We start from the raw sequence: 20,123 nt of genomic DNA, 5'->3' as shown, positions 1-20,123 counted from the left end.
GTGCAGTATACATATATTTGCTTTTTTCATCGACGTCTTGGTTTTTATTTAGAAAATTGACATTTATTTTTTTTCATTGCCAATGCGTTCAATGATTGCATGATTTGTATTGCTCATAAGAATTTCCTTATAAAGAGAAATTATCCTTTCTTCCTTATTGATCTAGAAATCAACAAATCTCAAAGAAAACATCATCAGAAAAGAACAAGAAACTCAATTACCTTACTTTTCTTATATTTATTGATGTATTTGAGAGATTTTTATTTATTAACTGTTGCAGAATTAATTATGCGAAGGCCAATAAGTTCTTTTTATTTTCCATGTGATATCTAATACGATATACAAATAATATTAAAAAATTTAAATTATTTTATGAACTTATTTTTAAGGACTTCTAAATAACTTCCCACATCATATTGATATTTTAGAAGCCCCTGATTTATTTTTAATATGCTTGTACTTCTGAGTGAATGTTATGATCACTAAGAGTGAAAGTGATCTTCTCTCGAATAGCCGGACACCTTGTTTAAGAGATATAATCTCATCAACAAGGAGTAATCATGGTAAGACAAGTTTATACAAAAGAGTTCAAAATTAAAGCTATTGAACTACTGGAATCAAGTAATAAGCCCTTAAGACAAGTAGCCAGAGAGCTTGTTGTAGCAGAAAATAACCTATATAACTGGCGCAAACAATACCTTCTCAAACAAGAGAAAGTATTCCCAAATCAATCTCAATTAAATGAAAAAGACTTAGAATTAAAGCGATTGAAAGCGCGTGTAGCGGAGCTGGAAGAAGAGCGAGAAATCTTAAAAAAGGCGGCAGCGTTTTTCGCCAAGGAAGGCCAGCGAAATATGCGGTAATAAAAGAACAATCGGCTTTTCATCGTGTACAAAAGCTTTGTTAGGCATTAGGCGTATCCAGTAGCGATTACAACAGGCATTGCGTAAGTTGGGTAAATATCATGGGAAAGCGAGGATCAAACGCTTAATGCAGCAGGAAGAACTCAAACCTAAAGCGGCAAGGCGTTTTAAAGTGACAACAGATAGTCGCCACTCAAAGCATGTGGCCGAAAATATCTTGGGAAGACCATTTAATCCTGTTGCTATTAACACCGTTTGGGCGTCTGATATAACCTACATTCAAACTGATGAGGGCTGGCTTTATCTAGCATAGATTTATTCAATCGACAGATTGTCGGTTGGAGCATGGGAACTCGGTTGGTTACAAGCCTTATTGAAGATGCTCTTATCATGGCGATTCACCGCAATAACCCACCTAATGGCGTTATTCATCATTCTGATATAGGATCTCAATATTGCAGTAATGCTTATCAATCGCTTCTCAAAGAACATGATTTTATTTGCTCCATGAGTGGCTCGGGTAACTGTTATGACAATGCAGTTATGGAAAGTTTCTATCATACTTTGAAAGTCGAAATGATTTATGGGGAACAATATAAAACTAGAAAGGATGCTCGATTAGCTCTATTCGATTACATTGAAGTGTTTTACAATCGTCAGCGCATCCATTCAACTTTAGGGTTTCAGACCCCGAATGACTTTGGGTTGGTTGCATAATGTTGGTGTCCTGTTTTTTCGAGGAAAGATCAAATGTGGCGTATTTTGAGGCGACTATAGGCATTTGTTCATTATTCTACGGGTGCTTTTTTAAAATGTCGAACTACCTTTGTCGTCGCATTGTCAATTATTTCGCCTCTAATGTCGCCGGGTGTATCACTAACTTCGGCTAACATCCAAATATATAATTTCTCAATATCATCGCCAGACTTATATTGTATTATTTTCTCATTGGAATAAATTCGTGCGGTATATTGTTGATTCATATCTCATTCTCCATTCAAGATATTGCTCAATAAATCCATTTCACAATTTCATCTTGAAAGACCTTCTTTTAAGCAAAATCTTATTATAAATTATAGCCTAGTTGGGGTGCTCGTTGAGATGTTTTGATACGTTTTGCTTGTCCTATTTGTTTAATCAGATATTCGTCAAGGAATCGGCGGTTTAACAAACCAGTCAAGAGCTCGCAGATTGATTGAGAATGCAGTATGGGGTAAGTCAGGATACGTGTGCAAAATGGGTCACTTCATTTTTATAGAGACCCATAACCCTTGCCGTGTATGGGTTGTAGCCTTTTGCCATAGAAATGGTTTTTAAGATAAAAATTAGAGTAAACTATTACTGCTCCCATGGTGGCTTTGGTGTGATTGTCAATGGGGTAGAACTATCATCTTTTTTCATTTCCTCCTGATTTGCAGTAAGATCAAGAGCGTTATGTCGCATTGTTGTTTTAAAATTTTGCATTCTTTCACGTGCTGCTAATAATTCTTCCTCTGATGGTTGCAGTGTAACCGATGACAACTGACTTTGCTCATCTTTATTGTATGGTTTATCAGCGCAAACAAATGGAAGTGCCTGGTTAGTTATAACATGAATTGTTGATAATTCATTATGCCCACTTGGTAGTGATATTAACTCAACATTATACCCGTTTCTTTGTAATTCTTGAGGGAATCTTTGGTTAGCTTCAAGTCGAGTTTCGCCTGTAACATTATATTTGATTTGGTTAGCAGGTGTTTGTCTCAGGGTTTCTAATTGGCCAATAGACATGAAAATATTCAAGCCTTGTGGTGAATAAATCTATTTTTTATCATTTGAAATAATCAAGTAGGAAGAAATGGACGAGTAAGTTGCTTTAGTTACCATCGGAACAGGTAGTATTGATACAGCTGTATGTCAGGAGATGTAAAAAATCGAATTATCAAATTTCATTGATTGTTATTTCAAAGAAGGCAATCATGGACCAATAACCATGGCGCGCAAGCGCGGATTGTCCTTAGGACATGGCATTAACCCAAATTTTTATTGGAAAAAATGCAATGTTATTTCATGTAGAAAGAAGGACAATCCTTTTGCGAAAATACATTAATGTGGTCATGAAAAAAATAGAGCCTATTATTGCAAGCGTCAGAAATTGCGGCCACACGATACCAAACCCTGCCCCTCTAAATAAAATCGATTGAGCAAGCATCACAAAGTGAGTGTTAGGCGCAACCAGCATCATGGTCTGGACAAATTCAGGCATGCTCTCACGAGGGGTCAATCCACCTGAAAGCATTTCTAGCGGGAGAAGTACCAGAATCAATAAGATACCAAATTGAGGCATGGAGCGGGTGATGGTTCCCATAAAAATACCTATTGACGTTGTAGCGAACAAATTGATTGCCGCACCAAGCAAAAACAGAAGAATTGAACCCTCAATGGGGGCAGAGAGTAACCCTTGTACCACTGTAATAAGCGAAACAGCACAAACGATGAGTACAATGGAAGCCATTGCCCAAATTTTGCTGGCCATGATTTCAAATGGCGTGACTGGCATCACTAATAAATGTTCAATTGTTCCATGTTCGCGCTCCCGAAGTAATGCGGCACCCGTTAGCACAATGGATAACATCGTTACATTATTAATCAACTCCATTAAGGCACCAAACCAGATCTTAGTTAATGTCGGGTTAAATCGAACGCGGACTGCAAGATCAACAGGCGGAGTTTCCACAGAACGATAATGTTCGACAAATTCATTGATCTCCCTCTCAATAATAGTTTGAATGTAGGCTGTTCCTGTGAACGCCTGACTCATGCGTGTAGCATCAATATTCAGTTGAAGGGTTGGCTTTCGCCCGGACAAAAGATTCCGTTGAAAATCAGGCGGGATATTTAAACCAAAGGTATATAAGCCTTCATCCATGCCCGAATCCATCTTTGCTTGTGAGGTGGTCACGTATTTTATAAATTGTGGGGGATAAAAAGCATCCCTGATACGTTGTGAAACAGCGGATTGATCGAGATCAACAATGACAATCGGTGCTTTGTGCAGCATTTCGGGCATGGCTGTGGCTGTTGTATAGATTTGTACAGTAAATGCAAAGACGATCAGTGCTATCATAATTGGGTCACGAAGCAAACTTCGATATTCCTTAAACCCAAGTTGCACAATATTACTTATTGTCACTTAGCGCTCCTGTTTTTTTAAAAATAAAAGACAACACCCAAGCAATACCGGCAAGGTGATGAGTAAATATAAAAAAGGATGGAGCAAATCTTGAAAACTCAGTGCCTTGGAAAAAGTACCTCGCGAAATCGTAAGAAAATGCGTTACCGGATAGATTTGGCCTATCATTGCTCCCAATCCTTCCAAAGAGGATACCGGCTCTATCATGCCAGAAAACTGGGTGGCTGGAAGAAGCGTCAGTATTGCAGTTCCAAACAATGCCGCCACTTGGCTTTTCATAAAAGTGGAGATTAGAAATCCCATCGAAGTGGAAAGAGTAACGTAGATTAAAGCACTAAAGAAAAGGATGGAAAAACTTCCTTTGATCGGTACATCAAATAAATAAATGGACAAGGCGATTAGCAATAGAAAATTAAATACGGCCAAAATCACATAAGGTATCAATTTTCCCAAAAGAAACTCAAGTTTAGTAATGGGCGTCACGTATAAATTAACGATGGATCCCAGCTCTTTTTCTCGCACCACAGAAAGTGCCATCAACATCGCCGGGATTAACATCAATAGGATAGGAATGACGGCTGGAACCATGGCAGGTAAACTTTTCACATCCGGGTTATAACGAAAACGAGGCTCAATATTGAAGAACTCCTCCGATTTTTGATGAGTCAAATAAGGCCAACTATTCACTAACCAATGCTGATGCATTCCATACACATAACTCTGAATGGTTTCTGCACGGGTAGGCATTGCTCCATCAATCCATGCCCCAACTTGTACGGGAGTCTCTTTATTGATGTCACGGGCAAACCCACTTGGGATTTCCAATGCCAAGCTTAATTTTCCGCTTCGCATACGTTGATCCATTTCTTTATAATCCAAGATGGGAGGGAGTTCTTTAAAATAGTGCGAGCTGGCTATATTAAGAACATAAGCGTGGCTGGCATTCGTTTGATCCCGATCAAGAACTGCAAAGGTTAACTGTTCGATATCCAGAGTAACTCCATAACTCATAATGATCATCAGTAGAATGCTTCCCAAAAGCGCAAGAGTTGCACGAATTGGATCGCGTATCAGTTCGAGCGCTTCACGACGGCTGTAGCTGAACATGCGTCTGATGTTGAAATATTTTTTTGCAGGAATGATTTTGGGGTGTTCAGATAAAGAGCTCATGATTGGTTTTGCAGGATGTTGCCCTGAAGGATTCACCTCCTTCTTCTTCATGGCCTCTTCTAGATAGCTGATAAAGGCTTCTTCTAGCGAAGAGGCTTGTCTTTGTTGGATGAGTTTGACTGGATTTTCACTAACCAATACTTTACCGGCATGCATCAGCGAAATGCGATCGCAACGTTCTGCCTCATTCATGAAATGGGTAGAAATAAAAATGGTTACTTTATCCTGTCGGGATAAATCAAGCATTAATTGCCAAAATATATCGCGAGCAACCGGATCAACACCAGAAGTCGGTTCATCAAGAATGAGTATATCGGGTTGATGGATAATGGCTACAGCAAGAGAAAGCCTTTGACGAAGACCTAGTGGTAATGAGTCAGGCCGTTCATTTTCATAGTCAGACAAAGAGAATTTTTCGAGCAATTGTTTGATGCGTTTGGGAATGCTATGGGCGGGCAAACGAAACAATTTGGCATGCAACATGAGATTTTGATGAACCGTTAATTCCGTGTACAGCGAAAAAGATTGGGACATATAGCCAATGCGTTGACGTATCATCAGATCGTTTGAATCAACAGATTGTCCAAATAGCGAAGCTTGACCCTCGCTGGCAGGAAGCAGACCGGTTAATATTTTCATAACCGTTGTTTTGCCACAACCATTCGAGCCAAGAAACCCAAAAATTTCGCCACGCTCTATACAAAAATTGACGTGGTCTACTGCGACAAAATCACCAAAGCGTTTGGTCAAACCGGTTGCTTCAATAGCTACTTCCGATTTTTGAGTGGATGAGCGGGGTTCTATTACCATGGGGTGCATTTGTCGCTGCTGCTCGGGTAAGAGGGCAACAAACGCTTCTTCCAGAGAATGAGTACGACTTTGCCTCAACAGGTCACTCATAGTCCCTGAAGCCAAGACTTTTCCAGCATTCATTGCAACCAGCCAATCAAAACACGCCGCTTCCTCCATGTATGCAGTGGCCACCAGAACACTCATTTTCGGCATTTCAGCACGCAACGTCTCAATGAGCTCCCAGAATTGACGCCTTGAAAGGGGATCCACTCCTGTCGTAGGCTCATCCAGAATTAACAGATCGGGAGTGTGAATCAGAGCACAACATAATCCAAGTTTCTGCTTCATCCCTCCAGACAGCTTACCTGCTGGCCTGTCTCGAAAAGGGAATAACCCTGTTCTATCCAACAAACGGGTAATGTAGTATTGTCGCACTTCACGGCTATGGCCAAAAAGACTCCCAAAGAAATCGATGTTTTCAAATACTGAAAGGGTAGGATACAGATTTTTCCCCAAGCCTTGAGGCATATAAGCAATGCGCGTGCAGAGGGCTTCACGATGAGAGCTACTCGCCATATTGCCACCAAGAACAAAAATTTGTCCGCGTTGAATGACGCGGGCTCCAGCAATGAGTGAAAACAGACTGGATTTTCCAACACCATCTGGCCCAATGAAGCCAACAATACAACCAGAAGGCAGTTTAAGAGTAATGTTATCCAGGGCACAAGTTTTACCATACCACAAACTCAGGTTATTGATTTCACAAACCGGTTTTTCAACCCCATTATTGGAGGCCTTGTTATTTGACATTTATTTTAACTTCCAACGCCGCGGGCCATTTGCTTTTGGGATCTAATTGAACATAAGCCATCCCTGGCAGCCCTGTCTTGACTAAGGCGATATATTTTTTCAGCAATTCAGGTGCAATACGGGCTTTAACACGGAACATCAGTTTTTCTCGTTCACTGGCCGTTTCTACGGCTTTAGGTGTGAATTGCGCCACACTGGCGACAAAAGTCACCTTAGCCGGTATCACATAGTTGGGTGCCGCATCAAGAATTAAATGAACTGGTGCGCCGATTTGTACTTTACCTGCTTGCTCTGTTGGAAGAAAAAAAACCATATACACATCACTTAAGTCAACCATGTTCAATACTCTGCCTCCTGCGCTGAGCACTTCTCCTGGTTGCGCAACCCGAAACTGGATACGTCCATCACAGGGAGCGATTAAAGTGCTGTCGTTGATATCTGCTGATATACGCTCGATGGTCGCTTGGGTCGCATCGACAGAGGACTCTACGGCGACAACTTCTGCCTCAGCAGTTGCAATCGATGCATCAGCGGAAGCAACATGCGCTTTGGCAGCATGGAGAGTGGCTTGTGCGCTATAGAAATGAGCACGGGCCTCATCAAGACTATCCAGTGACGCAGCCCCTTTAGTGACCAATTTTTCAGTACGGGAAAGGCGTTTTTGCGCCAAATCGAGCTCTGCTTCGCGTTGAGCAACGGTAGCTAATGCGGCTTCTTTTTCACTTTTTCGTTGAATGACCTGATTTTTGGCACTAATGACTTTGCTCTTGGCTTCTTTATTCTGTGCTTTGGCTTCTCTAAGCTGTGCTTCTAATACTTCCGTATCCATTTTAGCCAGAACTTGACCTGATTTTACAAAGTCACCTTCATCCACCAGGATGGTTTCTATTCGTCCAGGAATTTTGGTTGCAATATCAATCTCTACGGCTTCAATACGCCCATTACCACTGGCAAAACCTTCTCCCATTGGATTGGGGTGATAATAATACCAAAAAATGGGTATTAGCATAAGGCATAAACCGCCAATAACAATTCCCCATAACCATTTTTGTTTCCTTCCGACGGCCATGTTCATCCTTATTTTCAATAATCTCTTTTAATGTACCGGTATGAGGTGCATTCCAAAGTCCGCACGTTGTTTGGCATAAAACTGATTTAAGTTATTTTTGCTATATTAAAATTAATTCACTTAATGATTTAAGACAAATGTATTTTACACTCATTATGATTATTATAGGGATTTTTTTCCTTTTAGGAGGAGCCATCGTGGTTTGGCCGCTTATCAAAAAAGCATCGTATTATCATTACCAATGGATAGCCAATCTTGTGCTTATTTGTTTTTTTATAGGCAGTTTTCTTTTTGTCATTGTCTACACCCTTTTGATTAATGAGTTTTTTACGAATTATTTTTACGCCACCCTTTTTTTATTAGGGGGTTTTTATGTGTTTTGGATGAGTTATTTGAGTTCAAAAACGATTGAAAAAATCAAAACCATGGATAATTTGAAGTTAGAATATGAAAAAATTCGTTATAATGCAGAACACGATAAACTCACCGGATGCTTCAATCGTCATTATTTAATGGAAATTTTGGACAATCGCTTTAGAAAAATCAAATTAAACACTGGACAGTTAACGGTCATGTTTGTTGATTTAGATGGGTTTAAGAAAATCAATGATGAATATGGCCATGATTTCGGGGACCAAATCTTACAGCGCTTTGGTCAATTATTAAAACAACAACTTCGAGAAGAAGACATCATTGCCCGCTATGGTGGCGATGAATTTGTGGTATTGGTTGAAAACATCCCCTTAACTAAAGCCAAGTCTATCGGACAGAAAATCATTCAAACGACTTCTCGGATTACCAAAGAAAAACTCCCTAATCATTCATCACTTGGTTGTTCTGTGGGCATCACCCAATTAACCAAGAACTCGTTATCCATCAATAGCGTGCTAAAAAAAGCGGACGACGCCTGCTACAAGGCTAAAAAAAATCATGGCAATACCATTTGGGTCGATGACAACATGACCTCTTCATTTCTTGACTGATAACCCATGACAAATAACATTGATTAATAATCAAGTAGAAATTTAAAAAAGAAAATATCCTCCTACAGCGAAGATGAGATATAAAAAAACCAAGACGCCGCCCATCCATCGTGATATCCGCTGTGTTAACATAAAAAGAGAGATTATGACCATGGTGAACAAGCAAAAAGGCAGATAGAAAATTAATGTTTGCTGATTGACCTTCACGGGTTTTATCATGGCAATAATACCTGCATTAAATAAAAAAAATGCAAAAATTGAACCGACCACATTACCAAAACTAATTTCCGCTCTTCCTTTAAGTGCTGCAGGCAATTCCCTGGCTATTTCCTCAATACTGACTAAAAAAGCAAGAATAATCATTCCGAAAAAGGTGCCGGAAAGTCCAAAATATCGAATCATGGTTTTAGATGCCATAACGATGAGCTCACTCCCCACAAGAATGGCTACTAGAGAGAAGAGAAGTAATCCTAAAGATTTCCACCGTTCTTCTTTTTTGACCGAGTCTATGGTTTCAGAAAGTTCATGAGATGGCTTGATGTCATACCCTTTTTTATGGAGCCATAAGAGGTAAAAGACTGAAAGGATAAAGCTTACAAATAAAATCAAGCCATCGATTCTCGAAAGTTCCCCATCTAATGCGAATAGCCCCCATAGAAGAATAGCTAGGTTAGGTAAAATAAGAATACGTTTTGGTGTTTGCTTAAATGTCATCGGTGCAATTAATGCGGTGATGCCAAAGGCTAGTGCAATCGCGACCATGGTGGCACCGATGATTGAACCTAAGGCAATGCCTGCCATTTCGTTAAACGCACCGACGGCTCCAATGGCTAAGTTTTCTGGGTCGAAACCAATAAAAACAACGCTGATGAAAAAAGTAGAAACTCCAAAACTGGCCGAAGTTCCCACGGCTCCTTTCACCAGTTTCTCAGCAAAACAAATCACCAATAGAAGTCCTATGATAAAGAGCCCTATGGCCAGAAAAATATTCAATTTGTTGCTCCAGCAATGGAATTAGGTGTTGCCTTTTCGAGAAAATAAAGAGTTAATTCTTGTTCTATCACTGCAACTTGTGAATAAATTCTCTAATCGCAGCCACCTTGCATCATAGCTTACTTAATCCAAATAAATAAAGCTTTGCGGAGAAAGAAGAAGCCATCCGCTCTAATTCACTAATTGAGATAATATTTTAAGCGCTTATCCTCTATCGCTTGATTTTAATTTATGTTAGCATGCTAATTATTAGTTTGTTAATTGGTTTTTGGAAATGAGGCGCTTCACTCTGTTAGTGCATGAAATTAGCCTTGGTTGGCTCTATTTGCTCGATACAATCTCAAAACAGTTGAATTTTGGTCAGGCCCATCGAGCCTGGCTATTCCCCTTCTTAAGGGTAAAAAATCCATTGCTCCTTACGCAGCATCCTACCCTCTTTGAGACGTCAATTAAGCGACTCAGAGTAGGGCAGGTCATGAATAAATCGTACTTAAAACCTGCTGGGGCAACATCCCTTGATTGTAAGAGAATCCCTATCCACCCTGTGTCCTCCAGATTGAAATGGAGAAGCATATGAAATCCGCTTACCACAAGTTGATTGGGTTAACAGGGGCAATGGCTTTATGCTCATGCACTGTTGGGCCTGATTTTGTAAGACCCTCACCATTAAGAAACCAAGCCTACACCTCTAAATCAACATATCAATTGGGCAATCAACACGTAGCACTGAAGAATAAAACGTCACGAACCTGGTGGAAAGAATTTCATTCCCCAGCGCTCAATCACCTGATGGAGCAAGGCATCCAGCATAATTATTCTCTGGCGGCCATGCGAGAATCCTTGGCACAAGCCAAAGAGTTGGTTGCGGCCTCCCAAGGCCAGTTATGGCCTCAAGCCGGGCTCAATGCGACCGTCGGAAGGCAACAATATGGTCCTGCCACATTTGGACCCGTTAATCTCCGAATTGAACCCTTTTCCTATTATCAAATAGGTCCTAATGCTTCTTATACGCTCGATGTCTTTGGTGGAACACGTCGCACCATTGAAAAGCAAAAGGCATTAGCTTTATATCAACAACATGAGCTGGATGCCGCATTTTTGACATTAACCGGTAACATCGCCACAACGTCTTTAACCCTTGCGACAATAAAAGCACGCATCGATGTACTTAAGGACATTATCCAGGATGACAAGAAAAATCTACAGCTGATTCAAAAATCCTTTAGTGTGGGTTCGTCTTCTCGAAGTGATGTTTTAAGCGCGCAAAGCCAGTTAACCAATGATGAAACTTTATTGCCCTCTCTCTATCAACAACTTCGTGTTGCACAAAACACACTCAATGTTCTTTTAGGTACACTGCCACCGCGTTCACAGAAGGATTTAGTTTTTCAGTTAAAAGACTTTACTTTGCCTAAAAAACTGCCATTAGAACTGCCATCAACGCTTGCTCATAAAAGGCCGGATATCCTCGCTGCGGAAGCGAGTTTGCATGCAGCCAGTGCGGATGTTGGAATCGCTACGGCACGTCTTTATCCCAACATCACCCTTTCTGCCACACTCTTACAGGAGGGAGTAATTCCCAGCGCTCTATCAAGTATTTCTCCTAATGCATGGAGTCTTTTGAGTAATTTAACAACTCCTGTTTTTTCTGGAGGGACATTGCGTGCACAACGCCGAGCCTCCATCCATGCCTACCAATCGGTTTTGGCTCAATACCAACACATAGTACTTAAAGCATTTTATCAAGTGAGCGACCTGTTGTATGCCTTAAAACACGATGCAGAGGAACTTGCATTACAGAAAAAAGCGGTGCTGACCGCCAAAGAGTCTCTACGTGTGGCCAGATTGAGCTTTACTGCAGGCGTGGTTGGCGTTTTAGAAGTGCTTGATGCGGAACGATTGTATGCTCAATCGCGTTTGGGCTATGTCAATGCTCAAGCACAAAGGTATCAAGACACCATTCAACTGTATCTTGCTTTAGGTGGAGGGCTCTATCCTTAAACCTCGTGCACCTTGTTTATTAGGAATCAATGAGGTGGATTAATGAACTAGCAAAAATAAGGAATGTGCAAAAAATGGGGGTCATTCGCTCTGTGAATGAATTGAAATACTTTTTCCTTTTTTAACTAAGTCAGAGAAAATTTTAGAATTAAATGAAATGAGTTACAAATCATTAGTTAACAACGGGCTATACAATATGAACGCGTTCCCTATGGTATTATATGAAACCGCAGCCACTTGGCGAAATTTACTTGATAAACGCTTAAAACCATTAGGCCTTAGCCAGGCAAAATGGCGGGCATTGCTCCTTCTCTCCATGACGAAATACCCATTGACACAAATCCAACTTGCTAAAAAGCTAGGCATTGAGGCGCCGACTATTGTCGGTTTAATCGATCGCCTCACTAAAGAAGGATGGGTGATTCGACAAGATGCAGACTACGATCGCCGCGTCAAAGTCATCTGCCTTACTGAAAAAGCCACATTGACTCTTGACCAGATACAAAATACCGCAGAGGAACTTTCTAAGGAATTACTTGCTCCTTTATCTGAAGCAGAATTAGAAGCATGTATTGCCACACTACAAAAAATTAAGAAAACCGCCGAGGAATCTTATGAATAACCCAACCCTTCTGAAGAAATCAATCCTGCACAAGTGGCGCAATAAAACGCATTCATGGAAACGTTTTCTAATCGTCTTAAGTCTCACATTAATCACCTTAGCCAGCATTTATTTCTGGACTCTTGCTCAACGGTATGTCAGTACAGAAGATGCCTATATTAATGGAAATGTAGTCCAAATTGCATCCCGAGTAACCGGCCCGGTAAAACACCTCTATGTGGAGAACAATCAATTTGTTGAAAAAGGGCAACTGCTGTTTGAGTTAGACCGCACGCCTTTTGAAGTCGCAGTGGAACAAGCTGAGGCCCAATATCTCATTGATAAGACCAATCTGCAACATGCCGAAGCCACTTCCATTCGAACCCGAGAGTTAGTCAAAAGCGAAGTGATGTCTCGTCAAGCCGGAGATGATGTTAAAGCAAAACTTAAAAGCGCCAAAGCAGCTTTGAGACTTTCAGAAGCCAAACTCAAAGAAGCCAAATTGAGACTATCCTATGCCCGTGTGCTCGCTCCAACAAGTGGTTGGGTGAGCAACCTGTCTCTCAGGGTGGGCAATGTCGTTTCAGAAAACCAGCCCCTGTTTGCGATGATTGATGACACCACCTTTTGGGTGGATGCTAATTTTAAAGAAACAGAACTGGAACACATCCAACCAAATCAACGAGCAACCATTAAAATCGACATGTATCCCCATAAACAATTCATTGGGGTGGTCAACAGCATTAGCGGTGGAAGCGGCACGGCGTTTTCATTAATGCCACCACAAAATGCCACTGGAAACTGGGTCAAAGTAACACAACGCGTCCCTGTCCGCGTGCAAATCATCAAACCGGACTCCCAATATCCTTTGCGCCTGGGCACTTCAGCCAAGGTATCCATCGATTTACAGTCCAAGCAAGTGAGTAAAACCTCATGAATAATCCTTCGGACTCTTTATCCGCCTCACAACGCTGGATAATTACCGTAGCCATCATGGCAGCTACCCTGATGCAAGTATTGGACACGACCATAGTTAATGTCGCACTGCCTCATATGCAGGGTTCATTAGGCGCAAGCCCCGATGAAATAACCTGGACCTTAACCAGTTATTTAGTAGCTTCTGCCATTTTCATGCCTTTAACCGGTTATTTTACAGATAGGTTTGGCCGAAAAGCCTACCTTCTTTTATCAATTATAGGGTTTACCCTTACCTCCGCTTTGTGTGGTGCAGCAACCTCTATCGTACAAATGGTGGTATTTAGATTGCTTCAAGGCATTTTTGGTGCTGGGTTGGTTCCTTTATCCCAAGCCATTTTGACTGACATTTTTCCAGATAATGAACGCGGTAAAGCCATGGCCATTTGGGGTATGGGCGTCATGGTAGGCCCTATCTTAGGTCCGTCGCTGGGTGGGTATCTTACTGACATTGCCAGTTGGCGATGGACATTTTATGTCAATATTCCATTTGGGATTGCGGCAACACTGATGGTATTCCATTTTGTTCCGGATACTCTTAAAAAGGAACGCAAGATGGATTGGATTGGCATGATACTCATTGCGTTGGCAGTAGGCTCCATTCAATATGTTCTTGATCGCGGCAATCAAATGGATTGGTTTGCCGCCTTGGATATTCGCACTGCCACATTTTTAGGTCTCATCAGTTTATGTGGATTCATAGCGTACAGCATCAAAAACAAATCCAATGCCCTCTTTGACCTTTCTATTTTTCAAGATCGTAATTTTGTTCTTTCCAGTCTATTACTGGCCATCTTGGGATTGGGTATGTATGGAACAATGGTTATCCAACCCCAAATGCTACAAGGTTTACTGAATTATCCCGTTTTAATCGCAGGATTAATCATGGCGCCCCGCGGGATTGCCAGTATGTTCAGCATGATGATTGTTGGTAAATTAATTAATCAAGTTCAACCTCGCTGGTTAATTTCGATAGGAGTGTTACTCAGTGCTTCCGGGATTTATATCACGACTCATTACTCCCAAGAGGTTAGTCTAGCCTGGCTCATTTGGCCATTAATACTCCAAGGATTTGGATTGGGCTTGATTTTCGTTCCATTATCCTCTGTAGCATTTTCAACCTTACCGGTTTCTTCTCGTGCCGAAGCGGCTGGACTGTACAGCCTATTACGTACCATAGGCTCTTCTGTAGGGATTTCCATTACTATCACCTTCTTAAGTCGCCACACTCAAATGGCCTGGAATCAAATCGCAGGCTCAATTCAACCCTACAATCCAGCATTAATGGAATACCTACGCCCCTGGCATCTTAAAGCCACGGATCCACAAGCCGCTGCCTTATTATTGAATGAGCTAGGTAAACAATCGCTAATGCTCTCTTATATCAATACATTCGCGTTTATCATGTGGAGTTTTCTGATTATGTTACCTTTTGTATTATTGTTGAAACAAAATAATTCGCCAGCTACCTCTATTGTCAGCGAGTGAGGCGGCTCATTTCTCTTTCGTTGATTGTGAGCAAACAAAATGGCTTTGAAAAGCGGAATTGGATACATATTTTTATAGTCCATTACCTATGGTTCTCTAATAAAAGAGTAATGGTCATTGTTTGGTTATGTAATTCACAATTGCCAACGGTCAATGGTGACAATTCACCATAAGAGTAAAAGCCAATTTGAGTTGATCCCTTGGGCATTGATTGCAATGTAGTTTCTGTTTCTTCCTCAGTGCGCTCACCTAATAGTAGTCTTCTGCCAACACAACTAATATCAATTGCCAAAACGGGCTCTTCTTTTAAGTCCCTATTTTCAAAAAGAAGATTATTAGCGCTTTCACTTGCATCATTCGCACTTTCAATGAGTCTATCAAAATTGGCACGCATTAATCGAGCATGGTATCCTTGAGGTACGTCTCCAGCAAAAACTAAGGATTGGCTGTTTTCATCAATACCCAAAATAGTGCGTACAATATACTGAGAATCTGGATCAAAATAATTACGGATAGCAAGTGGGTAAAGCAAACCAGAAGCCGGTAATTCAGAAGCCCTCTCACCAAGATAAGCTTTATAGAGTTTTAATGCCGGTTGATGGTCTAATTCATAAAGAATATTTCCTTTAGAGTGGGTAATGAATCTTTCTGGACCAAAAATATCCCAACCGCCTTGCGACCCATATCCTATGTGGATTTGCTCGCCATAAAACCCTATGGCTGCAATGCAGTGGTCAACGATTTGTCCTTCATAGATAAGCCAGGTATTTTTAAAATCAGCACCGTCACCAGCAAGTCCTCCAGTAATAATGACTTCTTTAGCTGAGTGTTTGTTTAAGCCCTTGATTAATTCGGAACCATTAACATGTAAGCCGTCAGACAAAATAAAAATACCCTTGGGTTTCTGATGTTGATGCAATAATTTTGCCAATTGGGCACCGGCCTCGTAAGAATCTTCAGTTCTTTTTACTTCAGCCTTTGCGAGCTGTAGTTTTGTGGATTCAAATTGAACCACAGCAACGGAAATACTGTTATCAAAAATATTAGGCCCCAAAATTTCCCCTGCGGTGGAACAACCTATGATTTTTGATTTTTTATAAGCTTGGGCTAATTGTTCAATTGGTTTTGCATTATTTCTAAAGTTTGGACTGGCAAAAACTAAAACGAATGTACTTTCGGAGTCCAGTTCAGGAAATTTCTGAATGCTCCATCCCAGATTTTGGATGTATTGAAAAGATTGAATTTTCATTATACTAATGTCATTTCAATTTAACTTTCGAATAATCAATTATAGCCCATTTTAAAATATATTAATAAAATGAGATATTCAAAATTAGATATTCGAAAGACCCTTCGGTAACATTCACTTATGAGGCAATAGGCGAACCCCACTTGCAGGAATTGCGGGTTGCTGATTTGCTTAAGATGTAATCCAAACCATCTATTTTTCCCAAAATTAATTCTTCTGTTAGATTAAAATAATAAGTCTGTACTTGATACCCACGTAGTTAAGAAAAACCAATCGACACACACAATGCAAATGATAAAAAAACTTTCTATGACATCCAAATACCTGAATTTTTAAATTTAAAGTTTACGGCATATTGGTACAATGATACTTATTTAAAACAACACTTAAGAGAATACAATTCCAAAGGCGAACCAGTTATGTTTTTTAAAAGAAACAATGACACCGACTTGAAGGGAGTCATGATAGAAAATGCCTTTATAAAAGGAAATGAAAATTATTATCTTTTTCTTGGATTTGAAATCGATACTAAACTTACAAAAAAAGACACACCTTCAATTGTATTTCCAGGAGGATTTGAACATACCACAATTAGCTTAGACCACAAACAAGATACATCTTTCTTGACGCTAACATACTCTACAAATGAAAACTATTATAATTTAATTAACGAAATAGGCACCGTAGACATTCAATATCCTCTTTTTTAAAGCAAATTATGTATAAAAAATGACGTAGTTTCATAGATTTGACCACGTCACCTATGATTTATTACCGCCATCTACAAATTAACCCAATCTGCGCCAATGAATTGAAACATGCTTTACTAAAGTCCGTTGAATGCGCTGTAAAGGATATTTAATCTTTAATATACTCTGAATTCAGTTCATCTTCGTATATAATTCACGCCCTGTTATGACTCGGGTATATAACGATCACTATGGACAGAATATTAACTATTTCTTTACTCATTTTTATTCACATTTCCACGGCATGTGCAGAATTAACCAAAAAATACATTAGTCATAATGTAGAAGATTTTAATAGCACAATAACTGCGACAATGAATCGAACAAACTTTGATGAATGTAAAAGTCTTGGAAGAGAGTTTGTTGCAGATTTTAATAAAGCACACAAAACATTTCTCGATGGTCAATACATCAAAGCAACTATTAATGTATTAAATATTGTAGAAAAGCAAATGAGTCATATGGATTTTCTTTAAGTCTAACTCTTGCGAACAGCAATCAGCTTTAACCGCAGTTGCTTTTCAATTTCAAGCACAGCAAAAAACAGTGCGCCGGTTAGAACGACGAGTACGCCATCCCCAAAGGGGATACTTTCAGTAACAAATATGGTTTGTAAAGGAGCGAAATAGGTGATTGCAAACTGTGCCACAGTAATCACAATGACCGCCATCCAAACCACTTTGGTCCCTTGTACTGCGTTCCATGTGAGTGATGTTCCATAAATATTGCGAATATAAAACAAATGAAAAATCTCAAGAACAACCAGTGTGTTTAATGCGATTGTGCGTGCCAACTCAAGCGAGTAACCGCGATCGAGCGCATAAAAATAGAGTCCAAAGACGCCACAAATAAAGAGAATAGAAACCAGAAGCATATGCCATACCAAGCTGCCGGTCAGTAAAGGCTCGTTTCGAGGGCGTGGTGGTCTTTGCATGGTCCCTTCTTCGGTCGGCTCAAAGGCCAGGGCAATGCCAAGAGTCACTGCGGTAATCAGGTTGATCCATAAAATTTGAATCGGCGTTACCGGCAAGCTTAGACCTAACAGCAGAGCCAGGATAATCGTCATTGACTCACCCGCATTGGTGGGTAAAGTCCAGCTAATCACTTTTTTAAGATTATCATAAACAGTACGGCCTTCACGTACAGCGGCTACAATGGAAGCAAAATTATCATCCACCAGTACAAATTCAGCCGCCTCTTTGGCGACTTCACTGCCTTTTCTCCCCATAGCAATTCCTGCATCTGCTCGTTTTAACGCAGGCGCATCATTGACCCCATCGCCGGTCATGGCCACAGTCATTCCATGTGATTGCAATGCCATCACCAGCCTTAGTTTATGTTCAGGACTTGTTCGGGCAAAAATATCGGTTAGCAATACAGCATTTCTGAGTACGGCGTCATCCATGTTATCCAAATCAATGTCTGTTAATACCTTATCCAAATTTTTAAGTCCTATTTGCCGGCCAATAGCAACCGCTGTACTGGCATGATCGCCTGTGATCATTTTTACTTGAATGCCCGCTGTATGGCATTCTGCCACTGCTGCAATGGCTTCAGGTCTGGGCGGATCAATCAGTCCAACCATCCCAAGTAACGTGAGATTCCCTTCAACATCAGCGAACTCCAAAACGATATGTTCTGGCTTTATTTTTCTGACAGCAAAAGCGAGGATGCGCTGTCCACTTGCTGCAATCATTTCCATCTGCTCTTTCCAGTAAGACTCATTTAATGGCTCTGTTCCACCCCAGTCTGTTTGTTGAACTTGACACATACCCAAAATCTGCTCAGGAGCTCCCTTCACCATGACCATCGCATGATTGAAATGGTCGTGGTGAAGAGTTGCCATGAAGCGATGCTTGGCATCAAAAGGAATGATATCGGTACGCCTCCAGGATTCGTTTTCCTCTTTAAGGACAAGTCCCGTCTTACCTGCAAAGGTTAACAAAGCGCCCTCCATAGGGTCCCCATCCACAGACCAACATCCTTCATGTTCACGAAGCATGGCGTCATTGCAAAGAATTGCTGCATGGGCCAGTTTTTTCAGTACAGGGTGCTCGTTATGATCAATGATTTGTTCATTCAACATCAGGGCACCGACCGGCTCGTAACCGGTGCTGTCGAGAGTAAATAGGTGGCTGCTGGTTATAACCGAAGACACGGTCATCTCATTTAGAGTGAGGGTACCTGTTTTATCCGTACAGATAACCGATACCGCGCCTAAGGTTTCAATGGCAGGTAGTCGACGTACAATGGTATGTCGTCGCGCCATAGCCTGCACACCAATAGCTAAGGTAATTGAAAGAACGGCAGGAAGACCTTCCGGGATAGCCGCAACCGATAAACCAACCACGACCATAAACAATTCAACAAACGGGTGATGTTGAACAAAATACCCATACGCAAGAAGGAGTGCCGCAATCAATAAAATGAACAAAGTCAGCCATTTTGCAAACAGCCCCATTTGTAGGACTAAGGGTGTGGTTAAAGACTCTACTTTTGACAATAGCCCACTAATATGTCCAATTTGAGTGGATGAGCCTGTGGCCACCACAATGCCTTTGCCCTGACCATTGGTTACCAGGGTCCCACTAAATGCCATACAAGTCCTGTCACCTAATACGGCATTTCTTGGGACTGAATGAATGTGTTTTTCAACCGGAATGGATTCACCAGTTAAGATGGCCTCCTGGATGGTGAGTCCATGAGATTTTATTAAGCGTACATCGGCAGGAACTTTATCTCCTGCTTCCAGCAAAACAATATCGCCTGGCACAAGCTCCTCACCAGCAATACGCCGTCGTTCGCCATCCCGTAATACGGTAGCCGTAGGGGACAGCATTTTCCGAATCGCGTCCAGTGCTTTTTCTGCTTTTCCTTCCTGGATAAAACCGATTAGGGCATTGATGATGACGACTGCTAAAATAACGCCAGTATCTATCCAATGTTGCAAGAGTAAAGTCACCAGAGCAGCCCCTAGTAACACATAGATGAGGATGTTATGAAACTGGAGCAAGAAGCGAAAATAAACATTTTTTCTTTGAGGTTCCGGTAAACAATTGAGGTCATAACGTTTTAATCTGTTTTTCGATTCGTCCTCGCTTAAACCGAATTCTGATGTAGTATTTAATGTCGCGAGAATTGCTTCTGCTGACTGCTCATGCCAGCAGAGCTCTGGGATGTTGTTTTTTGATTCCACCATGGTCCTCTT

At 40.9% G+C, this 20,123-nt stretch carries 18 protein-coding genes; 10 read left to right on the top strand and 8 right to left on the bottom strand.

Features of this window, described 5'->3' with window-relative positions; translation table 11 throughout:
• Positions 1–560 precede the first annotated feature (560 nt).
• From ACWTE2_RS17185 to ACWTE2_RS17175, 3 genes are all read left to right on the top strand, one after another.
• The gene (locus ACWTE2_RS17185) at positions 561–863 is read left to right on the top strand and encodes a transposase (protein ID WP_014845112.1); all 303 of its coding nucleotides are present in this window, start codon (positions 561–563) and stop codon (positions 861–863) included.
• A 127-nt stretch (positions 864–990) separates the two neighbouring features.
• The gene (locus ACWTE2_RS17180) at positions 991–1,176 is read left to right on the top strand and encodes an IS3 family transposase (protein WP_019350445.1); all 186 of its coding nucleotides are present in this window, start codon (positions 991–993) and stop codon (positions 1,174–1,176) included.
• 32 nt (positions 1,177–1,208) lie between these two features.
• The gene (locus ACWTE2_RS17175) at positions 1,209–1,580 is read left to right on the top strand and encodes an IS3 family transposase (protein ID WP_019350446.1); all 372 of its coding nucleotides are present in this window, start codon (positions 1,209–1,211) and stop codon (positions 1,578–1,580) included.
• A 71-nt stretch (positions 1,581–1,651) separates the two neighbouring features.
• On the opposite strand, the gene ACWTE2_RS17170 is transcribed toward ACWTE2_RS17175, so the two are convergent.
• The 5 genes from ACWTE2_RS17170 to ACWTE2_RS17150 all read right to left on the bottom strand — a co-directional run bounded on the left by ACWTE2_RS17170 (position 1,652) and on the right by ACWTE2_RS17150 (position 7,876).
• On the bottom strand, positions 1,652–1,846 hold the full coding sequence (locus tag ACWTE2_RS17170; RefSeq protein ID WP_014845111.1) for a hypothetical protein: 195 nt from the start codon (positions 1,844–1,846) through the stop codon (positions 1,652–1,654).
• Positions 1,847–2,201: 355 nt separating this feature from the next.
• Positions 2,202–2,633, bottom strand: a complete 432-nt coding sequence (locus ACWTE2_RS17165; RefSeq protein ID WP_014845110.1) for a hypothetical protein — start codon at positions 2,631–2,633, stop codon at positions 2,202–2,204.
• Between the two features lie 277 nt (positions 2,634–2,910).
• Positions 2,911–4,035 (bottom strand): ABC transporter permease, encoded by a 1,125-nt coding sequence (locus tag ACWTE2_RS17160; RefSeq protein ID WP_019350447.1) that lies wholly within the window; start codon positions 4,033–4,035, stop codon positions 2,911–2,913.
• The gene (gene rbbA / locus ACWTE2_RS17155; RefSeq protein WP_014845108.1) at positions 4,036–6,807 is read right to left on the bottom strand and encodes a ribosome-associated ATPase/putative transporter RbbA; all 2,772 of its coding nucleotides are present in this window, start codon (positions 6,805–6,807) and stop codon (positions 4,036–4,038) included. It lies immediately after the preceding gene.
• The gene (locus tag ACWTE2_RS17150; RefSeq protein WP_019350448.1) at positions 6,797–7,876 is read right to left on the bottom strand and encodes an HlyD family secretion protein; all 1,080 of its coding nucleotides are present in this window, start codon (positions 7,874–7,876) and stop codon (positions 6,797–6,799) included. Before ACWTE2_RS17150 ends, rbbA begins: the two co-directional genes overlap by 11 nt.
• A gap of 197 nt (positions 7,877–8,073) precedes the next feature.
• Between ACWTE2_RS17150 and ACWTE2_RS17145 the strand changes: the two genes are divergently transcribed.
• Positions 8,074–8,859, top strand: coding sequence for a GGDEF domain-containing protein (locus ACWTE2_RS17145; protein WP_230304804.1), 786 nt, complete (start codon positions 8,074–8,076; stop codon positions 8,857–8,859).
• Between the two features lie 42 nt (positions 8,860–8,901).
• On the opposite strand, the gene ACWTE2_RS17140 is transcribed toward ACWTE2_RS17145, so the two are convergent.
• Positions 8,902–9,852: a sodium:calcium antiporter gene (locus ACWTE2_RS17140; RefSeq protein ID WP_014845105.1), complete on the bottom strand. Its 951-nt coding sequence runs from the start codon at positions 9,850–9,852 to the stop codon at positions 8,902–8,904.
• 573 nt (positions 9,853–10,425) lie between these two features.
• Between ACWTE2_RS17140 and ACWTE2_RS17135 the strand changes: the two genes are divergently transcribed.
• The 4 genes from ACWTE2_RS17135 to ACWTE2_RS17120 all read left to right on the top strand — a co-directional run bounded on the left by ACWTE2_RS17135 (position 10,426) and on the right by ACWTE2_RS17120 (position 14,917).
• Complete coding sequence (locus tag ACWTE2_RS17135) at positions 10,426–11,853, top strand: efflux transporter outer membrane subunit (RefSeq protein ID WP_014845104.1); 1,428 nt, start codon at positions 10,426–10,428, stop codon at positions 11,851–11,853.
• Between the two features lie 211 nt (positions 11,854–12,064).
• Positions 12,065–12,475, top strand: a complete 411-nt coding sequence (locus tag ACWTE2_RS17130; protein ID WP_231294697.1) for a MarR family winged helix-turn-helix transcriptional regulator — start codon at positions 12,065–12,067, stop codon at positions 12,473–12,475.
• Positions 12,468–13,391 (top strand): HlyD family secretion protein, encoded by a 924-nt coding sequence (locus tag ACWTE2_RS17125; protein WP_014845102.1) that lies wholly within the window; start codon positions 12,468–12,470, stop codon positions 13,389–13,391. The genes ACWTE2_RS17130 and ACWTE2_RS17125 overlap by 8 nt, the downstream gene beginning before the upstream one ends.
• Positions 13,388–14,917, top strand: coding sequence for a DHA2 family efflux MFS transporter permease subunit (locus ACWTE2_RS17120; protein ID WP_014845101.1), 1,530 nt, complete (start codon positions 13,388–13,390; stop codon positions 14,915–14,917). The genes ACWTE2_RS17125 and ACWTE2_RS17120 overlap by 4 nt, the downstream gene beginning before the upstream one ends.
• An 82-nt stretch (positions 14,918–14,999) precedes the next feature.
• Here the strand turns inward: ACWTE2_RS17120 and ACWTE2_RS17115 are convergent, their stop codons facing one another.
• Entirely contained in the window at positions 15,000–16,166 is a 1,167-nt protein-coding gene (locus tag ACWTE2_RS17115) for an FIST signal transduction protein (protein ID WP_014845100.1), read from the bottom strand.
• A 419-nt stretch (positions 16,167–16,585) separates the two neighbouring features.
• Between ACWTE2_RS17115 and ACWTE2_RS17110 the strand changes: the two genes are divergently transcribed.
• Both ACWTE2_RS17110 and ACWTE2_RS17105 read left to right on the top strand, forming a co-directional pair.
• On the top strand, positions 16,586–16,876 hold the full coding sequence (locus ACWTE2_RS17110; RefSeq protein WP_014845099.1) for a hypothetical protein: 291 nt from the start codon (positions 16,586–16,588) through the stop codon (positions 16,874–16,876).
• A 230-nt stretch (positions 16,877–17,106) separates the two neighbouring features.
• Positions 17,107–17,391, top strand: coding sequence for a hypothetical protein (locus ACWTE2_RS17105; RefSeq protein WP_014845098.1), 285 nt, complete (start codon positions 17,107–17,109; stop codon positions 17,389–17,391).
• Positions 17,392–17,393: 2 nt separating this feature from the next.
• On the opposite strand, the gene ACWTE2_RS17100 is transcribed toward ACWTE2_RS17105, so the two are convergent.
• Entirely contained in the window at positions 17,394–20,114 is a 2,721-nt protein-coding gene (locus tag ACWTE2_RS17100) for a cation-transporting P-type ATPase (protein WP_014845097.1), read from the bottom strand.
• Positions 20,115–20,123: the final 9 nt, after the last annotated feature.

This window comes from Legionella nigrisilvae, assembly GCF_977063395.2.
The sequence above is the reverse complement of the archived record's forward strand: the minus strand, read 5'-3'. Positions and strand labels throughout refer to the sequence as shown.

Excerpts from the sequence above, each read along its gene's own strand:
- ACWTE2_RS17185 (WP_014845112.1), top strand. The coding sequence starts at position 561 with ATGGTAAGACAAGTTTATACAAAAGAGTTCAAAATTAAAGCTATTGAA.
- ACWTE2_RS17180 (WP_019350445.1), top strand. The coding sequence starts at position 991 with ATGCAGCAGGAAGAACTCAAACCTAAAGCGGCAAGGCGTTTTAAAGTG.
- ACWTE2_RS17175 (WP_019350446.1), top strand. The coding sequence starts at position 1,209 with ATGGGAACTCGGTTGGTTACAAGCCTTATTGAAGATGCTCTTATCATG.
- ACWTE2_RS17170 (WP_014845111.1), bottom strand. The coding sequence starts at position 1,846 with ATGAATCAACAATATACCGCACGAATTTATTCCAATGAGAAAATAATA.
- ACWTE2_RS17165 (WP_014845110.1), bottom strand. The coding sequence starts at position 2,633 with ATGTCTATTGGCCAATTAGAAACCCTGAGACAAACACCTGCTAACCAA.
- rbbA (WP_014845108.1), bottom strand. The coding sequence starts at position 6,807 with ATGTCAAATAACAAGGCCTCCAATAATGGGGTTGAAAAACCGGTTTGT.
- ACWTE2_RS17150 (WP_019350448.1), bottom strand. The coding sequence starts at position 7,876 with ATGGCCGTCGGAAGGAAACAAAAATGGTTATGGGGAATTGTTATTGGC.
- ACWTE2_RS17135 (WP_014845104.1), top strand. The coding sequence starts at position 10,426 with ATGAAATCCGCTTACCACAAGTTGATTGGGTTAACAGGGGCAATGGCT.
- ACWTE2_RS17130 (WP_231294697.1), top strand. The coding sequence starts at position 12,065 with ATGGTATTATATGAAACCGCAGCCACTTGGCGAAATTTACTTGATAAA.
- ACWTE2_RS17125 (WP_014845102.1), top strand. The coding sequence starts at position 12,468 with ATGAATAACCCAACCCTTCTGAAGAAATCAATCCTGCACAAGTGGCGC.
- ACWTE2_RS17120 (WP_014845101.1), top strand. The coding sequence starts at position 13,388 with ATGAATAATCCTTCGGACTCTTTATCCGCCTCACAACGCTGGATAATT.
- ACWTE2_RS17115 (WP_014845100.1), bottom strand. The coding sequence starts at position 16,166 with ATGAAAATTCAATCTTTTCAATACATCCAAAATCTGGGATGGAGCATT.
- ACWTE2_RS17110 (WP_014845099.1), top strand. The coding sequence starts at position 16,586 with ATGTTTTTTAAAAGAAACAATGACACCGACTTGAAGGGAGTCATGATA.
- ACWTE2_RS17105 (WP_014845098.1), top strand. The coding sequence starts at position 17,107 with ATGGACAGAATATTAACTATTTCTTTACTCATTTTTATTCACATTTCC.
- ACWTE2_RS17100 (WP_014845097.1), bottom strand. The coding sequence starts at position 20,114 with ATGGTGGAATCAAAAAACAACATCCCAGAGCTCTGCTGGCATGAGCAG.